28 protein-coding genes are annotated in these 16,088 nt (G+C 68.8%); all 28 read right to left on the bottom strand.

Features of this window, described 5'->3' with window-relative positions; genetic code table 11:
• Positions 1-58 precede the first annotated feature (58 nt).
• The 28 genes from rpsM to tuf all read right to left on the bottom strand — a co-directional run bounded on the left by rpsM (position 59) and on the right by tuf (position 16,063).
• On the bottom strand, positions 59-433 hold the full coding sequence (gene rpsM / locus KDY119_RS04165; protein WP_036953253.1) for a 30S ribosomal protein S13: 375 nt from the start codon (positions 431-433) through the stop codon (positions 59-61).
• A gap of 191 nt (positions 434-624) precedes the next feature.
• Entirely contained in the window at positions 625-738 is a 114-nt protein-coding gene (gene rpmJ, locus KDY119_RS04160; protein ID WP_007540807.1) for a 50S ribosomal protein L36, read from the bottom strand.
• Positions 739-815: 77 nt separating this feature from the next.
• Positions 816-1,037: a translation initiation factor IF-1 gene (gene infA, locus KDY119_RS04155; protein WP_012867920.1), complete on the bottom strand. Its 222-nt coding sequence runs from the start codon at positions 1,035-1,037 to the stop codon at positions 816-818.
• A 282-nt stretch (positions 1,038-1,319) separates the two neighbouring features.
• On the bottom strand, positions 1,320-2,150 hold the full coding sequence (map, locus tag KDY119_RS04150; protein WP_036953258.1) for a type I methionyl aminopeptidase: 831 nt from the start codon (positions 2,148-2,150) through the stop codon (positions 1,320-1,322).
• Between the two features lie 56 nt (positions 2,151-2,206).
• Complete coding sequence (locus tag KDY119_RS04145) at positions 2,207-2,785, bottom strand: adenylate kinase (RefSeq protein WP_194174335.1); 579 nt, start codon at positions 2,783-2,785, stop codon at positions 2,207-2,209.
• Positions 2,782-4,080 carry a preprotein translocase subunit SecY gene (gene secY, locus KDY119_RS04140; RefSeq protein WP_036953264.1) on the bottom strand — a complete coding sequence of 433 codons (1,299 nt, stop codon included), beginning with the start codon at positions 4,078-4,080 and terminating at the stop codon, positions 2,782-2,784. The genes KDY119_RS04145 and secY overlap by 4 nt, the downstream gene beginning before the upstream one ends.
• Before the next feature lie 233 nt (positions 4,081-4,313).
• The gene (rplO, locus tag KDY119_RS04135) at positions 4,314-5,000 is read right to left on the bottom strand and encodes a 50S ribosomal protein L15 (protein WP_083891010.1); all 687 of its coding nucleotides are present in this window, start codon (positions 4,998-5,000) and stop codon (positions 4,314-4,316) included.
• 2 nt (positions 5,001-5,002) lie between these two features.
• A complete protein-coding gene (gene rpmD / locus KDY119_RS04130; protein WP_036953266.1) occupies positions 5,003-5,185 on the bottom strand; it encodes a 50S ribosomal protein L30 in 183 nt (60 codons plus the stop codon).
• A complete protein-coding gene (gene rpsE / locus KDY119_RS04125) occupies positions 5,185-5,853 on the bottom strand; it encodes a 30S ribosomal protein S5 (RefSeq protein ID WP_036953268.1) in 669 nt (222 codons plus the stop codon). The genes rpmD and rpsE overlap by 1 nt, the downstream gene beginning before the upstream one ends.
• Before the next feature lie 31 nt (positions 5,854-5,884).
• Entirely contained in the window at positions 5,885-6,256 is a 372-nt protein-coding gene (rplR, locus tag KDY119_RS04120; protein WP_036953270.1) for a 50S ribosomal protein L18, read from the bottom strand.
• Between the two features lie 2 nt (positions 6,257-6,258).
• The gene (gene rplF, locus KDY119_RS04115) at positions 6,259-6,795 is read right to left on the bottom strand and encodes a 50S ribosomal protein L6 (protein WP_036953272.1); all 537 of its coding nucleotides are present in this window, start codon (positions 6,793-6,795) and stop codon (positions 6,259-6,261) included.
• Positions 6,796-6,813: 18 nt separating this feature from the next.
• Positions 6,814-7,212 (bottom strand): 30S ribosomal protein S8, encoded by a 399-nt coding sequence (gene rpsH / locus KDY119_RS04110; RefSeq protein WP_036953274.1) that lies wholly within the window; start codon positions 7,210-7,212, stop codon positions 6,814-6,816.
• Between the two features lie 90 nt (positions 7,213-7,302).
• The gene (locus KDY119_RS04105) at positions 7,303-7,488 is read right to left on the bottom strand and encodes a type Z 30S ribosomal protein S14 (RefSeq protein ID WP_036953276.1); all 186 of its coding nucleotides are present in this window, start codon (positions 7,486-7,488) and stop codon (positions 7,303-7,305) included.
• A gap of 1 nt (position 7,489) precedes the next feature.
• On the bottom strand, positions 7,490-8,086 hold the full coding sequence (gene rplE / locus KDY119_RS04100) for a 50S ribosomal protein L5 (RefSeq protein WP_051136785.1): 597 nt from the start codon (positions 8,084-8,086) through the stop codon (positions 7,490-7,492).
• Positions 8,086-8,427, bottom strand: coding sequence for a 50S ribosomal protein L24 (gene rplX, locus KDY119_RS04095; RefSeq protein WP_036953278.1), 342 nt, complete (start codon positions 8,425-8,427; stop codon positions 8,086-8,088). The genes rplE and rplX overlap by 1 nt, the downstream gene beginning before the upstream one ends.
• A 2-nt stretch (positions 8,428-8,429) precedes the next feature.
• Positions 8,430-8,798, bottom strand: coding sequence for a 50S ribosomal protein L14 (gene rplN / locus KDY119_RS04090; protein ID WP_036953280.1), 369 nt, complete (start codon positions 8,796-8,798; stop codon positions 8,430-8,432).
• A 148-nt stretch (positions 8,799-8,946) separates the two neighbouring features.
• Positions 8,947-9,252, bottom strand: a complete 306-nt coding sequence (gene rpsQ, locus KDY119_RS04085; RefSeq protein ID WP_036953282.1) for a 30S ribosomal protein S17 — start codon at positions 9,250-9,252, stop codon at positions 8,947-8,949.
• A gap of 11 nt (positions 9,253-9,263) precedes the next feature.
• Positions 9,264-9,503, bottom strand: coding sequence for a 50S ribosomal protein L29 (rpmC, locus tag KDY119_RS04080; protein WP_036953284.1), 240 nt, complete (start codon positions 9,501-9,503; stop codon positions 9,264-9,266).
• Positions 9,503-9,922, bottom strand: a complete 420-nt coding sequence (rplP, locus tag KDY119_RS04075; protein WP_036953285.1) for a 50S ribosomal protein L16 — start codon at positions 9,920-9,922, stop codon at positions 9,503-9,505. Before rplP ends, rpmC begins: the two co-directional genes overlap by 1 nt.
• A gap of 3 nt (positions 9,923-9,925) precedes the next feature.
• Positions 9,926-10,768, bottom strand: a complete 843-nt coding sequence (gene rpsC / locus KDY119_RS04070; protein ID WP_153021963.1) for a 30S ribosomal protein S3 — start codon at positions 10,766-10,768, stop codon at positions 9,926-9,928.
• Complete coding sequence (rplV, locus tag KDY119_RS04065; protein WP_036953287.1) at positions 10,768-11,139, bottom strand: 50S ribosomal protein L22; 372 nt, start codon at positions 11,137-11,139, stop codon at positions 10,768-10,770. The genes rpsC and rplV overlap by 1 nt, the downstream gene beginning before the upstream one ends.
• Before the next feature lie 88 nt (positions 11,140-11,227).
• Entirely contained in the window at positions 11,228-11,509 is a 282-nt protein-coding gene (rpsS, locus tag KDY119_RS04060) for a 30S ribosomal protein S19 (RefSeq protein ID WP_036953289.1), read from the bottom strand.
• Positions 11,510-11,523: 14 nt separating this feature from the next.
• Complete coding sequence (gene rplB / locus KDY119_RS04055) at positions 11,524-12,360, bottom strand: 50S ribosomal protein L2 (protein ID WP_036953291.1); 837 nt, start codon at positions 12,358-12,360, stop codon at positions 11,524-11,526.
• 32 nt (positions 12,361-12,392) lie between these two features.
• On the bottom strand, positions 12,393-12,683 hold the full coding sequence (rplW, locus tag KDY119_RS04050) for a 50S ribosomal protein L23 (protein ID WP_036953293.1): 291 nt from the start codon (positions 12,681-12,683) through the stop codon (positions 12,393-12,395).
• Complete coding sequence (gene rplD, locus KDY119_RS04045) at positions 12,680-13,381, bottom strand: 50S ribosomal protein L4 (protein ID WP_036953295.1); 702 nt, start codon at positions 13,379-13,381, stop codon at positions 12,680-12,682. The genes rplW and rplD overlap by 4 nt, the downstream gene beginning before the upstream one ends.
• 5 nt (positions 13,382-13,386) lie before the next feature.
• On the bottom strand, positions 13,387-14,058 hold the full coding sequence (rplC, locus tag KDY119_RS04040) for a 50S ribosomal protein L3 (RefSeq protein WP_036953297.1): 672 nt from the start codon (positions 14,056-14,058) through the stop codon (positions 13,387-13,389).
• A 19-nt stretch (positions 14,059-14,077) separates the two neighbouring features.
• A complete protein-coding gene (gene rpsJ, locus KDY119_RS04035) occupies positions 14,078-14,386 on the bottom strand; it encodes a 30S ribosomal protein S10 (RefSeq protein ID WP_019146773.1) in 309 nt (102 codons plus the stop codon).
• 480 nt (positions 14,387-14,866) lie between these two features.
• A complete protein-coding gene (gene tuf / locus KDY119_RS04030; protein ID WP_036953300.1) occupies positions 14,867-16,063 on the bottom strand; it encodes an elongation factor Tu in 1,197 nt (398 codons plus the stop codon).
• Positions 16,064-16,088 lie beyond the last annotated feature (25 nt).

Below are 16,088 nucleotides of genomic sequence, written 5' to 3'. Positions count from 1 at the left end.
ACGTGCGCGGGCCGACGTGGACGTCGGCGCGACGGACGGGTCCGGCACGGACTGCTGGTTAGCGGGCCTTCTTCTTGCCGGCCACGGTGCGCTTCGGACCCTTGCGGGTACGCGCGTTGGTCTTGGTGCGCTGACCGCGGACGGGAAGGCCACGACGGTGGCGCAGCCCCTGGTAGGTGCCGATCTCCACCTTGCGGCGGATGTCGGCCGCCACCTCACGGCGGAGGTCACCCTCGAGCTTGTAGTTGCCCTCGAGGTAGTCACGGAGCGCGACGAGCTCGGCGTCGCCGAGGTCCTTCACGCGGAGGTCCGGGCTGATCCCGGTAGCGGCCAGCGTCTGCTGGGCGCGGGTACGGCCGACGCCGTAGATGTAGGTGAGCGCAACCTCGAGGCGCTTGTCGCGCGGGAGGTCGACGCCGACGAGACGTGCCATGTGCCTGACGGCTCCTTGTACTTCGGTCGGAGGTCTGCCGCACCGCCCTCCCGCTGCCGTCACTGCTGCGGGCCCCGGCCTCCGACCGGGGGTTCCCCCGTCCGGCTGACCGGACGGGTTCGTGGTGGTACGTCGTGAGCGGATCGCTCACCGGGTGGGTCGAGCGCGCCTCGCCTGGCGAGGCGCGGCGCTCAGCCCTGGCGCTGCTTGTGACGCGGGTTCTCGCAGATGACCATGACGTTTCCGTGCCGGCGGATCACCTTGCACTTGTCGCAGATCTTCTTGACGCTCGGGTTGACCTTCATCGTGTTCCTCCGCCGCCGTACGTATCGCGGCCCGGGCGCGCCCGGGCCTGTCACGACGGCGTCCTCGATCGGACGGGTTACTTGTAGCGGTAGACGATGCGACCGCGGGACAGGTCGTACGGGCTCAGCTCGACCACGACCCGGTCCTCGGGGAGGATCCGGATGTAGTGCTGTCGCATCTTGCCCGAGATGTGCGCGAGCACCTTGTGGCCGTTGGCCAGCTCCACGCGGAACATCGCGTTGGGCAGCGCTTCGACCACGCTGCCTTCGATCTCGATGACGCCGTCCTTCTTCGCCATGTCCTCCGCTAACTCTCGTGTGACTGGACCCACGCGGGTCGCGGCACGGCACGCGCGCCGGACGCCGACCCAGTGTGGACTGCGCGTGGAGCACCCTGCCGGACCGCGGGAGCGCGGCTCAGCCGGACCTCCGTGGCCGTGGCCCCGCGCCCGTCGGACCGTCAATGCTGACATCCCGACCGGACGCGCCGTCTCCACACCCAGCCATCCATCTTACGGCATCGAGCAGCACGAGGGAAACGCGGCATGGTGCGTTACGTCACCCACCGACGCGTCCCGCGATCAGTCGAGCGGCGCGACCGTCACACCGAACGGCGCGAGCCCCGCGGCACCGCCGTCGGGCGCGGTCAGCACCCACAGGCCGCCCTCGAGGACGGCCACGGTGTGCTCGCAGTGCGCGGCGCGGGACCCGTCGTCCGTGACGACCGTCCACTCGTCTTCGCAGAGCTGGGTCGTCGCGTCACCCCGGGTGAGCATCGGCTCCACGGCGACGCACAGGCCGGGCCGCACGCGCGGGCCGCGCCCCCGGGTCCGGTAGTTGGGGACGTCCGGGTCCTGGTGCATCTGCGTCCCGATGCCGTGCCCGACGTAGTCCTCGACGATCCCGTACGGGCCACCCTCGGCGACCTCCTCGACAGCGACGCCCACGTCGCCGATCCGGCCGCCCGCGGCGAGGGCCGCGATCCCGGCCCACATCGCACGCTCGGTCGCGTCCACGAGCGCGACGTCCGCGGGGTCCGCGGCGGCGCCGTCGGGCCCGGGCAGGACGACCGAGAACGCGGCGTCGCCGTGCCACCCGCCCACGACGGCGCCCGCGTCGACCGAGACCACGTCGCCCGGGCGCAGCACGCGCTCCCCCGGGATGCCGTGGATGACCTCGTCGTTCACGGACACGCAGACGGTCGCGGGGTAGCCCTCGTAGCCCAGGAACGACGACGTCGCCCCCGCGGCGCGAATCACGTCGGCGGCGACAGCGTCCAGGTCGGCCGTCGTGACTCCCACGGCGACGGCGGCGCGCACCGCGTCGTGGACGTCGGCCACCACCAACCCGGCGCGTCGCATCAGGCGCACCTGGTCAGGTGTCTTGTACTCGATACGGTCGCGTCCGAACATGCTCGCCACCTCCCTGCTCCCCCGCGCCGGCGCGTGCCGGCTCGGGAGGCGGAGTGTCAGGAGACCCGGCCGTCCAGGGCCGCGACGAGACGCTTCGTGACCTCGTCGATCTCGCCGATGCCGTCCACGCGGACCAGCAGCCCGCGCTCGGCGTACGCGTCCGTGAGAGGCGCGGTCTGCTCCGCGTAGATGTCGAGGCGGCGCGCGATCGCCTCCTCGGTGTCGTCCTCGCGACCCTCGATCTCCGCACGCTTGCGCAGGCGGGCGAGGAGCTCGTCGCGCTCCGCGACGAGCTCGATCACGCCGTCGAGCGCGACACCCGCGTCACCGAGGATCGAGTCGAGCTCCGCGACCTGGGCCGCGTTGCGCGGGTACCCGTCGAGGATGAAGCCGTCCTTCGCGTCCGCCTGGGCGAGCCGGTCGCGGACCATGTCGTTCGTGACCGAGTCGGGCACGAGCTCGCCCTTGGCCGTGTACGACTGCGCCAGCACCCCGAGCTCCGTGCCGCCCTTGATGTTCGCGCGGAAGATGTCGCCCGTCGAGATGGCAGGGACGCCGAGGTGCTCCGCCAGGCGTGCCGCCTGCGTGCCCTTGCCCGCGCCCTGCGGACCCATGATGACGAGACGTGTGCTCAACGGAGAAACCCTTCGTAGTGCCGCTGCTGCAGCTGGCTGTCGATCTGCTTGACGGTCTCGAGACCCACGCCGACGACGATGATGATCGAGCTGCCGCCGAACGGGATGTTGGTCGTGACGTTCAGCAGGACGAACGCGATCGTCGGGATCAGCGCCACGATCGCCAGGTACAGCGAGCCGGCCGTGGTGATGCGCGTGATGACGTAGTCGAGGTACTCGGCCGTCGGTCGGCCCGCGCGGATGCCCGGGATGAAACCGCCGTACGTCTTCATGTTGTCCGCGACCTCGTCCGGGTTGAACGTGATCGCCGTGTAGAAGAAGCAGAAGAAGATGATCAGCACCGTGTAGAGCACGAGGTGTAGCGGCGCGCTCGTCGTCGCGAGGTTCTGGGTCACCCACTGGACCCAGCCCGCGGACTGGTCGGCGAACTGTGCGATCAGCCCCGGGATCGCCAGCAGCGACGACGCGAAGATGATCGGGATCACGTTCGCCATGTTGATCTTGATCGGGATGTACGTGGACGAGCCGCCGTACATGCGCCGTCCGACCATGCGCTTGGCGTACTGCACGGGGATCCGCCGCTGCGACTGCTCGACGAACACCACGAGCCCGACCACCACGACGCAGAGAGCGATCACGATGATGAACTTGCCGACGCCGCCGTTGCCACCGGCGATGGACCACAGCGCGCTCGGGAAGCTCGCGGCGATCGACGTGAAGATCAGCAGGGACATGCCGTTGCCCACGCCGCGCTCGGTGATGAGCTCGCCCAGCCACATGATCAGACCGGTACCGGCCGTCATCGTGACGACCATGATCGCGAGGTTGGCCACCGAGTCGTCAGGGATGACGGACTGGGAGCAGCCCTGGAACAGGACACCGGTGCGCGCGGTCGTGATGATCGTCGTCGACTGCAGGATCGCGAGCGCGATGGTGAGGTACCGGGTGTACTGCGTGAGCTTCGCGGTGCCGGACTGGCCCTCCTTGTGCAGGGCCTCGAACCGTGGGATCACGACGCGCAGGAGCTGCACGATGATGCTCGCCGTGATGTACGGCATGATCCCGAGCGCGAACACCGACAGCTTGAGGAGCGCCCCGCCGCTGAACAGGTTGACGAGGCCGAGCAGGTCGCTGTTGCTCGCGGTCTCGTCGATGCACTGCTGGACGTTCGGGTAGCTCACCCCCGGGGTGGGGATGAACGAGCCCAGCCGGAAGATCGCCATGATCGCGATCGTGAACAGCAGCTTGCGCCGCAGATCGGGCGTCCGGAAAGCCCGGCCGAATGCGCTGAGCACCTATCCTCCTGGTCCGCCGTGGGCGGGTTCATCAGCGGCCGACGAGGTCGTCGGCCGTCACGCGGCACGCTGTGGCGTGCGTCGCACCGTCGGCACCTTAGCCGCTCTGGCCCAGGATCCCGCAATCCGTCTCGGAAGCCCAGGGCCCGGTGCGGTCGACCGGCTGATCACCGGTCGAGAGAGACACCAGGGCCGACGGCGCATGCGCACCGCCGGCCCTGGCCGTCACTCACTCAGTCCTCGGAGACCGAACCGCCGGCGGCGAGGATCTTGTCCTTCGCCGAGCCCGACAGCGCGTCCACCGCGACGTCGAGCTTCACCGAGAGCTCGCCGGCGCCGAGCACCTTGACGAGCTGGCCCTTGCGGACCGCGCCCTTCGCGACGAGGTCCTCGACGGTGACGGAGCCACCCTCGGGGTACAGCGACGCCAGCTTGTCCAGGTTCACGACCTGGTACTCGACGCGGAACGGGTTCTTGAAGCCGCGCAGCTTCGGGAGACGCATGTGGAGGGGCATCTGCCCGCCCTCGAAGCGCTCCGGAACCTGGTAGCGGGCCTTCGTGCCCTTGGTACCACGGCCGGCCGTCTTACCCTTCGACGCCTCACCACGACCCACGCGGGTCTTGGCGGTCTTGGCGCCGGGGGCCGGACGCAGGTGGTGCACCTTGAGGGTGCCACCGGCGCCGACCTCGGGCTCGGGCTTCGCCGCGGCCTTGGTCGCCTTGGCGGCCGGCTTCTTGGGAGCAGCCTCCGCCTCGGCCGCGGTCTCCGCCTTCTTGGCGGCCGGCTTGCGCGCCGGTGCCTTCTTGGCGGGGGCCGCCTCGGCCGAAGCCTCGGCCTTCTTCGCCGGGGCCTTGCGGGCCGGCTTCTTGGCGGGCTCGGCCGTCTCCGGCGTCACGTCGTCGTTCTTCTTCTCGGCCATGATCACTCGACCTCCTCGACGGCGACGAGGTGCGCCACCGTCTTGACCATGCCGCGGATCTCCGGGCGGTCCTCCTTCACGGCGGTGTCGCCGATCCGCTTGAGGCCCAGGGTCCGCAGCGTGTCACGCTGATTCTGCTTGCCGCCGATGGCGGACTTGGTCTGGGTCACCTTGAGACGAGCCATCACGCACCCACCTTCGTGGCGGCGTCGGCGCGACCAGCGGCCTGCGAGCGCAGGAGCGCGGCCGGGGCCACGTCCTCGAGCGGCAGACCACGGCGGGCGGCGACCGCGGCGGGCTCCTCGAGCCCACGGAGCGCCGCGACCGTCGCGTGCACGATGTTGATCGAGTTCGACGAACCGAGCGACTTGCTCAGGACGTCGTGGATGCCCGCGCACTCCAGCACGGCGCGCACCGGACCGCCGGCGATGACACCGGTACCCGGAGCGGCCGGACGGAGGAAGACGACACCGGCCGCTGCCTCACCCTGGACGGGGTGCGGGATGGTGCCCTGGATGCGGGGGACGCGGAAGAAGCTCTTCTTCGCCTCCTCGACACCCTTGGCGATCGCCGCGGGCACCTCCTTGGCCTTGCCGTAGCCGACGCCGACGGTGCCGTCGCCGTCGCCCACCACGACGAGCGCGGTGAAGCTGAAGCGACGGCCGCCCTTGACGACCTTGGAGACGCGGTTGATGGTCACGACGCGCTCGACGAAGGCGTTCTTCTCGGCGTCCTGACGACGGTTGTCCCGACGGTCACCGCCGCGGCGGCCACCTCGGTCGTTCGAGCGCTCGTTCGAGCGCTCCTCGGTAGCGGCGCCCGGGGCGCCGGTGTTGCGCTGCCCTGCAGCCATCAGAAAATCCTCTGCTTCCGTGCGTACGTCGTCACAGCGACAGACCACCCTCGCGGGCGCCGTCCGCCACCGCCGCGACCCGGCCGTGGTACTTGTTCCCGCCGCGGTCGAACACGACGGACTCGACACCGGCCGCCTTCGCGCGCTGGGCGACGAGCTCGCCGACCTTGCGCGCCTTGGCGGACTTGTCGCCGTCGAGCGCACGCAGGTCCGCCTCGAGCGACGAGGCAGACGCGACGGTGTGCCCCACGGTGTCGTCGACGACCTGGGCCGTGATGTGGCGCGACGAGCGCGTCACCACGAGGCGCGGACGGGCGGGGGTGCCGGAGATCTTCTTGCGCAGGCGCAGGTGACGGCGCGTGCGCGCGATCTGCTTGCCCTTGCCCTTGACCGTGACAGCCATGATCACTTACCAGCCTTTCCGACCTTGCGGCGGACGACCTCGCCGGCGTAGCGCACGCCCTTGCCCTTGTACGGCTCGGGCTTGCGGATCTTGCGGATGTTCGCTGCGACCTCGCCGACCTGCTGCTTGTCGATGCCGCTCACCGAGAACTTGGTGGGGCTCTCGACCGCGAACGTGATACCGGCGGGGGCCTTGACGACCACCGGGTGCGAGAAGCCGAGCGCGAACTCGAGGTCCGAGCCCTTCGCCGTCACGCGGTAACCGGTGCCGACGATCTCGAGCTTCTTCTCGTAGCCCTCGGTCACGCCCGTGACGAGGTTCGCGAGCAGGGTGCGGGTCAGGCCGTGCAGGGCGCGCGAGGCACGCTCGTCGTCCGGACGCGTCACCACGAGGGTGCCGTCCGACTGCTCGACCTTGATGGGGGCGGGGATCGTGTGCTCGAGAGAGCCCTTGGGGCCCTTCACGGTCACGAGCGCGCCGCTGACGGTGACGTCCACGCCGGCCGGGACCGGAACGGGGATCTTGCCGATACGAGACATTGGCGTATCTCCTTTCCGTTACCAGACGAAGGCGAGGACTTCCCCGCCCACGCCCTTCGACTGGGCCTGACGGTCCGTCAGGAGGCCGGACGACGTGGACAGGATCGCCACGCCGAGGCCGCCGAGGACCTTGGGCAGGTTGGTGGACTTCGCGTACACGCGCAGGCCCGGCTTCGAGACACGGCGCACGCCCGACAGGGCGCGCTCGCGGCTCGGGCCGTACTTGAGCGTGATGGTGAGGTTCTTTCCCACGGCAGCGTCCTCGACGCTCCAGCCGGTGATGTAGCCCTCGGCCTGGAGGATCTCAGCGATGTGAGACTTCAGCTTCGAGAACGGCATGGTCACCGTGTCGTGGTGGGCCGAGTTCGCGTTCCGCAGACGCGTGAGCATGTCTGCGATCGGGTCGGTCATGGTCATTGGGCTTCAGCCCTTCCTCGTCGGGGTATCCGCCACGGTCGTGCGGGACGTTCGTCCCGCCGGTTTCCGCACGGACCTACGACGTAGTCGTTACCAGCTGCTCTTGGTGACGCCGGGGAGCTCGCCACGGTGCGCCATCTCGCGAAGGCACACGCGGCAGAGACCGAACTTGCGGTACACCGAGTGCGGACGACCGCACCGCTGGCACCGGGTGTAGGCGCGGACCGCGAACTTGGGCTTCGCGGCCGCCTTGTTGATCAGGGCCTTCTTCGCCATGTCAGTTCTCCTTGAACGGGAAGCCGAGACGGCGCAGCAGGGATCGACCCTCGGCATCCGTCGTCGCGGTCGTCACGATCGTGATGTCCATGCCGCGGACGCGGTCGATCTTGTCCTGGTCGATCTCGTGGAACATGGACTGCTCCGTGAGACCGAAGGTGTAGTTCCCGTGCCCGTCGAACTGCTTGTCCGACAGCCCGCGGAAGTCGCGGATGCGCGGGAGCGCCAGCGACAGCAGGCGGTCGAGGAACTCCCACATCCGGTCGCCGCGCAGCGTGGTGTGCGCACCGATCGGCATGCCCTCGCGCAGCTTGAACTGCGCGATGGACTTGCGGGCACGCGTGACCTGCGGCTTCTGGCCCGTGATCAGGGCCAGGTCGCGGATCGCGCCCTCGATGAGCTTGGAGTCCTTCGCGGCGTCGCCGACGCCCATGTTCACGACGACCTTGGTCACGCGGGCGACCTGGTTGACGTTCTCGTGGTCGAATTCCTCGCGCAGGCCGCCGACGATCTCGCTGCGGTAGCGCTCCTTGAGGCGCGGGATGGACGACGTCACCGTGGCCTCGGCCTCGGTGGTCGCTGCAGTCTCAGTCGTCATCAGATGTCCTTACCGGAGCGCTTGGCGACGCGCACGCGAACCGTGCGCTTGCGGCCGTCACGCTCGACCTCTTCGGTGCGGTACCCGACGCGGGTGCCCTTCTTCGTCTCCGGGTCGACGACCATCACGTTGGACACGTGGATCGGCGCCTCGACGGTCTCCAGGCCACCCGTGCGCGTGCCGCGGTCGTTCTGGCCGACCTTGGTGTGCTTGGTGACGCGCTGGACACCCTCGACGATGACGCGGTCGGAGTCCTTGAGGATCTCCAGGACGCGGCCCGTCTTGCCCTTGTCGCGACCAGCGATCACGAGGACCTGGTCGCCCTTCTTGATCTTCGCCATGGTCAGAGCACCTCCGGCGCCAGCGAGATGATCTTCATGAACCGCTTGTCACGGAGCTCACGGCCGACAGGGCCGAAGATGCGCGTGCCACGGGGGTCGCCGTCGTTCTTGAGGATCACGGCGGCGTTCTCGTCGAACTTGATGTAGGACCCGTCGGGACGACGGCGCTCCTTGACGGTGCGGACGACGACGGCCTTGACCACGTCGCCCTTCTTGACGTTGCCGCCCGGGATCGCGTCCTTGACGGTGGCGACGATGACGTCGCCGATTCCGGCGTAGCGACGGCCGGAACCGCCGAGAACACGGATGCAGAGGATCTCCTTGGCACCCGTGTTGTCGGCGACCCGAAGTCGCGACTCCTGCTGGATCATGTCAGTGAACTCCTGTTGTCGAGCCGGTTCTCGCCTCGCGGCGAGCCTTGCCGAACGGATAGTGGTCTGTGGTGCCGGCGGGCCGGCCGTGCTCGCGCACGGCCGGCCGGAGCCGGCGGCGTCCCGCCGCGGGGCGGCGGGTCAGCGACTACTTGGCCTTCTCGAGGATCTCGACCACGCGCCACCGCTTGGTGGCGGACAGCGGCCGGGTCTCCATGATCAGGACGAGGTCACCGACGCCGGCAGAGTTCTGCTCGTCGTGGGCCTTGACCTTGCTCGTGCGACGCATGACCTTGCCGTAGAGGGGGTGCTTGACCCGGTCCTCGACGGCGATCACGACGGTCTTGTCCATCTTGTCGCTGACGACGTAGCCACGGCGCGTCTTGCGGTGGGCGCGAGTCTCTTCGGCCGCCTCCACCGTCGCCTCGTCGGTCTGCTGTGTCTTCTCGCTCATCTCAGCCTCACTCACTCGCTCGCGCTCGGGGCCGTGCGGATGCCGAGCTCGCGCTCACGCAGGATCGTGTAGATCCGCGCGATGTCGCGGCGCACCGCCTTGAGCCGACCCGTCGAGTCGAGCTGCCCGGTCGCCGACTGGAAGCGAAGGTTGAACAGCTCTTCCTTGGCCTTCTTCAGCTCGGCGACGAGCTTCTCGTCGTCGAACGTGTCCAGCTCGCTCGTCGCGAGCTCCTTGGTACCGATAGCCATCAGCTAGCACCACCCTCGCGCACCACGAAACGGCACTTCATCGGGAGCTTGTGGATCGCACGGCGCATGGCCTCGCGGGCCAGCTCCTCGTCGACACCCGCGAGCTCGAACACGATGCGTCCGGGCTTGACGTTGGCGACCCACCACTCGGGGGAACCCTTACCGGAACCCATGCGGGTCTCCGCCGGCTTCTTGGTCAGCGGACGGTCGGGGTAGATGTTGATCCAGACCTTGCCACCACGCTTGATGTGGCGGGTCATGGCGATACGAGCAGCCTCGATCTGACGGTTGGTGACGTAGGCGGGCTCGAGAGCCTGGATGCCGTAGTCGCCGAAGGAGATCGCGGTGCCACCCTTGGCAGCGCCGGAGCGCTTCGGGTGGTGCTGCTTGCGGTGCTTGAGCCTGCGGGGGATCAGCATGACTCAGGCCTCCGTTCCGGACTCGGGGGCCGACTCCGTCGCCTCGGCGGGAGCCGAGGAGGCGGCGGGGGCCTCGGCCGCAGCCGGCGCACCGGCGGCGGGACGGTCGTTACGACGGCCGCCGCGCGGACGGTCGCCGCCGCGCTCGCCACGGCCACCACGGGCCGGACGACCGGCGGAGGACGCCTGCTGCGCAGCGAACTCCTTCTCGGTCATGTCGCCCTTGTAGATCCACACCTTCACGCCGATCCGGCCGAAGGTGGTGCGGGCCTCGTAGAAGCCGTAGTCGATGTTCGCGCGGAGCGTGTGCAGCGGCACACGACCCTCACGGTAGAACTCCGACCGGCTCATCTCGGCGCCGCCCAGACGACCCGAGCACTGCACCCGGATGCCCTTCGCGCCCGCACGCTGCGCGGACTGCATGCCCTTGCGCATCGCACGACGGAACGACACACGGCTCGCGAGCTGCTCGGCGATGCCCTGAGCGACGAGCTGGGAGTCGATCTCGGGGTTCTTGACCTCGAGGATGTTGAGCTGGACCTGCTTGCCGGTGAGCTTCTCGAGCTCGCCGCGCAGGCGGTCGGCCTCGGCGCCGCGGCGGCCGATGACGATGCCCGGACGCGCCGTGTGGATGTCCACGCGGACGCGGTCACGCGTGCGCTCGATCTCGACCTTGGCGATGCCCGCGCGCTCGAGACCCGTGCTCATGAGCTTGCGGATCTTCACGTCCTCCTGGACGTAGTCGCGGTACCGCTGGCCGGGCTTCGTGCTGTCGGCGAACCAGCGCGACCGGTGGTCGGTGGTGATGCCGAGTCGGTACCCCAGCGGGTGAACCTTCTGTCCCACTATCGGGCCCTTCCCTTCTCGTCGTCACGCGGAGCCACGACCACGGTGATGTGGCTGGTCCGCTTGAGGATCTGGCTCGCACGACCCTGCGCCCGCGGACGGAACCGCTTGAGCGTCGGCCCCTCGTCCACGAACGCGGCGGTCACGACGAGCTGCTGCTCGTCGAACGCCTGGCTCGCGCGGTCGGCCTTCACCCGTGCGTTCGCGATCGCGGACTCCACGACCTTGCGGACCGGCTCGCTCGCGGCCTGCGGCGCGAACTTGAGCACCGCCACGGCCTCGGAGGCCTGCTTGCCACGGATGAGGTCCACGACGCGCCGGGCCTTCTGGGGCGTGACACGGACGAACCGCGCCTGCGCCTTGGCTTCCATTGCTGTCCTACCTTCTTGTCTCTCGACGACCGTCAGGTCCGTCGCTGCGCTGTCGCTGCGTCGTCGGGCTGGGCCCGGCGCGCTGCGCTCAGCGGCGACGACCCTTCTTGTCGTCCTTCACGTGGCCGCGGAACGTCCGCGTGGGCGCGAACTCGCCGAGCTTGTGGCCGACCATCGCCTCGGTGACGAACACCGGGGTGTGCTTGCGACCGTCGTGCACGGCGAAGGTGTGGCCGAGGAAGTCGGGCGTGATGACCGACCGACGGGACCACGTCTTGATGACGTTCTTGGTCCCCTTCTCGTTCTGCACGTCCACCTTCTTCTGAAGGTGGTCGTCGACGAAGGGGCCCTTCTTCAGGCTACGAGGCATCTGTCAGGCTCCTATCAGCGCTTCTTGCCGGTGCGGCGACGGCGGACGATCAGCTTGTCGCTCGGCTTGTTGGGACGGCGGGTGCGGCCCTCCGGCTGGCCCCAGGGGCTCACCGGGTGACGTCCACCGGACGTCTTGCCCTCACCACCACCGTGCGGGTGGTCGACCGGGTTCATGGCGACACCACGGACGGTCGGGCGCTTGCCCTTCCAGCGCATGCGGCCGGCCTTGCCCCAGTTGATGTTCGACTGCTCGGCGTTGCCCACCTCGCCGACCGTGGCGCGGCAGCGCAGGTCGACGTTGCGGATCTCACCGGACGGCATGCGCAGCTGGGCGTAGGGCCCGTCCTTGGCGACGAGCTGCACGCTCGTGCCGGCCGAACGGGCGATCTTCGCGCCGCCACCGGGCCGCAGCTCGATCGCGTGGATGACCGTACCGGTCGGGATGTTGCGCAGCGGCAGGTTGTTGCCGGGCTTGATGTCCGCGCCCGCACCGTTCTCGATGCGGTCGCCCTGACGCAGCTTGTTCGGCGCGATGATGTAGCGCTTCTCGCCGTCCGCGTAGTGCAGGAGCGCGATGCGCGCGGTGCGGTTGGGGTCGTACTCGATGTGCGCGACCGTGGCCGGCACGCCGTCCTTGTCATGGCGACGGAAGTCGATGACGCGGTACTGGCGCTTGTGGCCACCGCCCTTGTGGCGCGTCGTGATACGACCCGAGCTGTTGCGGCCGCCGCTCTTGGAGAGCGGACGGACGAGCGACTTCTCAGGCGTCGAACGCGTGATCTCGGCGAAGTCGGCCACGCTCGAGCCACGACGGCCCGGCGTTGTCGGCTTGTACTTACGGATTCCCATCGGGGTCTGTCCTCACTTGCCTCTCGTCCGGCTCAGCCGAAGATGTCGATCGTGCCCTCGCGGAGGGTGACGATCGCGCGCTTCGTGTCCTTGCGCTTGCCGATGCCGAACCGCGTGCGACGGGTCTTGCCCTTGCGGTTGATGGTGTTGACCGAGGCGACCTTGACCGAGAAGACCTTCTCGACGGCGATCTTGATCTCGGTCTTGTTGGCGCGGGGGTCCACGAGGAACGTGTACTTGCCCTCGTCCAGGAGCCCGTAGCTCTTCTCGGAGACGACCGGCGCGATCAGGATGTCGCGCGGGTCCTTCTGCACGGTGGTCACTTCTCGGTCTCCTCAGCGTTGTCCGCGGCCTCGGAACCCGACGCGACGGCCTTCACCGAACGACCCGTGGCCGGGCCGGCGAGGAACGCCTCGAGCGCACCCTGGGTGAACACCACGTCGTCCGAGATCAGGACGTCGTACGTGTTGAGCTGGTCGGCCGGGAGCAGGTGGACCTGCTCCACGTTCCGCAGCGACTTGACCGCGAGCTCGTCGCCGCGCTCGTGCACGACGAGCACGTGGCGACGGGACGACACGGTCGTGAGCACGGCGACGGCGGCGCGGGTCGACGGGGCGTCCTCGATGCCGAAGCCGGTCACGACGTGGACGCGACCCGCACGGGCGCGGTCGGACAGCGCACCGCGGAGCGCGGCGGACTTCATCTTCTTGGGCGTCCGCTGGCTGTAGTCGCGCGGGGTCGGGCCGTGGACGACGCCACCCCCGGCGAACTGCGGCGCGCGGGTCGAGCCCTGACGGGCGCGGCCGGTGCCCTTCTGCTTGTACGGCTTCCGGCCACCACCCGAGACCTCGCCACGAGACTTCGTGTCGTGGGTGCCCTGGCGGGCCGCGGCGAGCTGCGCGACGACCACCTGGTGGATCAGCGGGATGTTGGTCTGGACGTCGAACACCTCGGCGGGAAGGTCGGCGGTGCCGGTCTTCTTGCCCTTCGGGTCCAGGACGTCGACGGTGAGCGTGGCCATGACGGTCAGGCCTCCTTCACGGCGCTCTTGGCCGCGGTCCGGACGAGGACGACGCCACCCTTGGGGCCGGGCACGGCACCCTTGACGAGCAGCAGGCCCTTGTCGGCGTCGACCTTGTAGACGGTCAGGTTCTGGGTGGTCTGACGGGCGTGGCCCATCCGACCGGCCATGCGCAGGCCCTTGAAGACGCGCGACGGGGTGGACGCCCCGCCGATCGAGCCGGGCTTGCGGTGGTTGCGGTGCGAACCGTGCGAGGCGCTGACGCCCTTGAAGCCATGACGCTTCATGACGCCCGCGGTGCCCTTGCCCTTCGTGGTGCCCACGACGTCGACCAGCTGGCCGGCGTCGAACACCTCGGCGGTGAGCTCCTGGCCGAGCTGGTACTCGGCGGCGTCCGGCGTGCGGACCTCGGCGACGTGGCGGCGCGGCGTGACGCCGGCCTTCTCGAAGTGCCCCTTGAGGGGCTGCGTCACCTTGCGCGGGTCGATCTGGCCGAAGGCGAGCTGGACGGCGCTGTAGCCGTCCGCGTCCTGCGTCCGCACCTGGGTCACGACGTTCGCCCCGACCTGGACGACGGTCACGGGCACGAGGCGCCCGTTCTCGTCCCAGGTCTGGGTCATGCCGAGCTTGGTGCCGAGGACGGCCTTGACGGCGCGCTCGTTCTGCTGGGTGGTCATTGTCGTCTCCTCCCCAGCCTCAGAGCTTGATCTCGATGTTCACGTCGGCCGGCAGGTCGAGTCGCATGAGCGAGTCCACCGCCTTCGGCGTGGGGTCGATGATGTCGATGAGACGCTTGTGCGTCCGCATCTCGAAGTGCTCGCGGCTGTCCTTGTACTTGTGAGGCGACCGGATCACGACGAACACGTTCTTCTCGGTCGGCAGCGGCACCGGACCCACGACCGTCGCACCAGCGCGGGTCACCGTGTCGACGATCTTGCGCGCCGAACTGTCGATGACCTCGTGGTCGTAGGACTTGAGCCGGATGCGGATCTTCTGTCCCGCCATGGCGTCGTCTGACTCTCTCTCTCGAACCGCTATGTCTGTCCGACCCCCGCGCTCGGGCGTGTCGCTTTGTGCGACGCGCCTCGGCGCATACCACCTGGGTACCGGGGCCGTGGTTGTCGGGTGTCACGCTCCCCCGGGCTCAGGCCCAAGGCTGCGACGACGTCCCTCAACGTGCGCTCGCCTGCTCGAAACATGTGTTCCACGGGGCTCGATCTGCATCGTCCAGCAGAGTCGGCGCCCGGCTTGGTCCCAAGGACCCGCCATCGCGGTTCAACACACTGTTCGATACATGAAGGAGCGCACCTGTAACAGGCAACTTGACTAGTCTGCCATACGGACCGCCGTCGACGCCAATCGGCGTGGTGTGACGTCCGTCGGCGCACGAGGGCCCCGGCACACGAACGGTGCCGGGGCCCTCGTGGAACCACCGGAGCACGGGCAGAGGCCCGCGCGATCCCGGTCAGATCACGTCAGCTCAGATCACTTGAGGATCTTGGTGACACGGCCCGAGCCCACGGTGCGGCCACCCTCACGGATGGCGAAGCCGAGGCCCTCCTCCATGGCGATCGGCTGGATGAGCTCGACCGTCATCTCGGTGTTGTCGCCGGGCATGACCATCTCGGTGCCCTCGGGCAGCGTGATGACGCCGGTGACGTCCGTGGTCCGGAAGTAGAACTGCGGACGGTAGTTCGAGTAGAACGGGTTGTGACGGCCGCCCTCGTCCTTGCCCAGGATGTAGACCTGAGCCTCGAAGTTGGTGTGCGGCGTGATCGAACCCGGCTTCACGACGACCTGGCCGCGCTCGACGTCCTCGCGCTTGATGCCGCGGAGCAGGAGACCGGTGTTGTCGCCGGCCTGCGCCTCGTCCATCTGCTTGTGGAACGTCTCGATGCCGGTGACCGTGGTCTTCTGCGGGTTCCGGATGCCGACGATCTCGACCTCGGAGTTGATGGCGAGCGTGCCACGCTCGACCTTGCCGGTGACGACGGTGCCACGACCGGTGATCGTGAAGACGTCCTCGATCGGCATCAGGAACGGCTTGTCCAGCTCGCGGACGGGCTCGGGGACGTTCTCGTCCACGGCCTCCATGAGCTCGAGGACCTTCTTGGTCCACTCGGGGTCGCCCTCGAGCGCCTTCAGGCCGGACACGCGCACGACCGGCGCGTCGTCGCCGTCGAAGCCCTGCGAGGAGAGGAGCTCACGGACCTCCATCTCGACGAGCTCGAGGATCTCCTCGTCGTCGACCATGTCGGACTTGTTGAGCGCCACGAGCAGGTAGGGCACGCCGACCTGACGGGCGAGCAGGACGTGCTCACGCGTCTGGGCCATCGGGCCGTCGGTCGCGGCGACCACGAGGATCGCGCCGTCCATCTGGGCGGCACCGGTGATCATGTTCTTGATGTAGTCGGCGTGACCCGGGGCGTCGACGTGCGCGTAGTGGCGCTTCGGCGTCTCGTACTCGATGTGCGCGATGTTGATCGTGATACCGCGCTGCTTCTCCTCGGGAGCCGCGTCGATCTCGTCGAAGTTGCGCTGCACGTTCGCCGGCAGGTCGGGGTACGTGTCCGCGAGCGTCTTCGAGATGGCCGCCGTCAGCGTCGTCTTGCCGTGGTCGACGTGACCGATCGTGCCGATGTTGACGTGCGGCTTGGTCCGCTCGAACTTGGCCTTAGCCACTGGGGTCCTCCTGGGACTCGGGGTA

It is taken from the genome of Luteimicrobium xylanilyticum (genome assembly GCF_009429125.1).
GTDB classification, from domain to species: domain Bacteria; phylum Actinomycetota; class Actinomycetes; order Actinomycetales; family Cellulomonadaceae; genus Luteimicrobium; species Luteimicrobium xylanilyticum.
Note: the sequence above shows the minus strand (reverse complement) of the source record. Positions and strands in the feature narration are given on the sequence as shown.